General features: G+C 58.2%; 2 protein-coding genes. Both read right to left on the bottom strand.

Annotation, left to right across the window (positions count from 1 at the left end; genetic code table 11):
* Positions 1-691, bottom strand: a 691-nt coding sequence (locus EN818_RS30655) for a class I SAM-dependent methyltransferase (RefSeq protein ID WP_135906216.1), incomplete at its 3' end; no start/stop codon positions are given.
* A gap of 20 nt (positions 692-711) precedes the next feature.
* Complete coding sequence (locus EN818_RS33005; protein ID WP_189367686.1) at positions 712-858, bottom strand: hypothetical protein; 147 nt, start codon at positions 856-858, stop codon at positions 712-714.
* Between the last annotated feature and the right edge of the window lie 106 nt (positions 859-964).

Genomic DNA, 964 nt, shown 5'->3' with positions numbered 1-964 from the left:
GCCGCTCGCCCGTTGCTCTTGCTTTATCAAGCACCTGGAAAGCCCAATAATGCGCGTTTTCCTCGTAGTATCTCGCATCGCTAAGACAAAGTGCCGGCATCAGAAGACCCGCATCCTGCAGACGCCGCACTTCATCTTCAAAGGATGTCGCCTCCGCATAGCTCTTGCGGGTGCTCGCGATGACGAAGCCGTTCGGGCGCGTGACGCGAGCCAGTTCGCGCAGTCCATCCGGTCGGGCATGCCTGTGCGTGAAGACGCCACAGCAGACCGTGACGTCATAGCTCGCGTTGGGGTATTCCGAGAGTGGACCGTTAAGGTCTACACCGCCTGTTACATGGCGGTAAATACGGGTCTGTCGGGCCTTTTCGGCCATCTCCCCGATCAGGTCGAACCCGTCGATCAACTGAAAGCCTAGGCGTTGCAGCTGCAGACCGACAAGGCCCGTTCCACAGCCAGCGTCGAGGATTGTAACGGCTGCTCGCTCCTTGGCCAAATAGGCAGTCTGCACGGCTCCCGCCAGCTCTGCCACGACGATTGGCCCGCAATACCCCTGACTGCCGACATGGAGATCGTAGGTATCGGCCCGATCACGATAATACTCGGCTACGTAACCGACATCCGTGTCGAGTGCATGGGAACCTTTTTTTCGTGCGGTTTGGTCCAGCGCGGACTTTTGATCGGGGATTTTCATGACGGTTCCTCCATTTAAGATCAGATTGGATGCAGCGCAGATCCCTTCGGCGGCGCAATGGCGCGGCAGATATTTTCCTCTGCCGTATCGGCGCATGAAAACCGGACCGAGCCACCGGGCGGTAAACCGTGCCGCTTCAAACTCTGGCTTACGGTCGTGCCGAGCATTTTGTCTCTCCTATGTGTCTGGGAACAAGCGTTGGCTGCCCTTTCCGCTCCGGTCGGCAGCTCCTGCCGGCCTACGAAGACAGAGTTTCAAAACTCGTGCCAACTG

It is taken from the genome of Mesorhizobium sp. M3A.F.Ca.ET.175.01.1.1 (assembly GCF_004791945.1).
Classification (GTDB): domain Bacteria; phylum Pseudomonadota; class Alphaproteobacteria; order Rhizobiales; family Rhizobiaceae; genus Mesorhizobium.
Note: the sequence above shows the minus strand (reverse complement) of the source record. Positions and strands in the feature narration are given on the sequence as shown.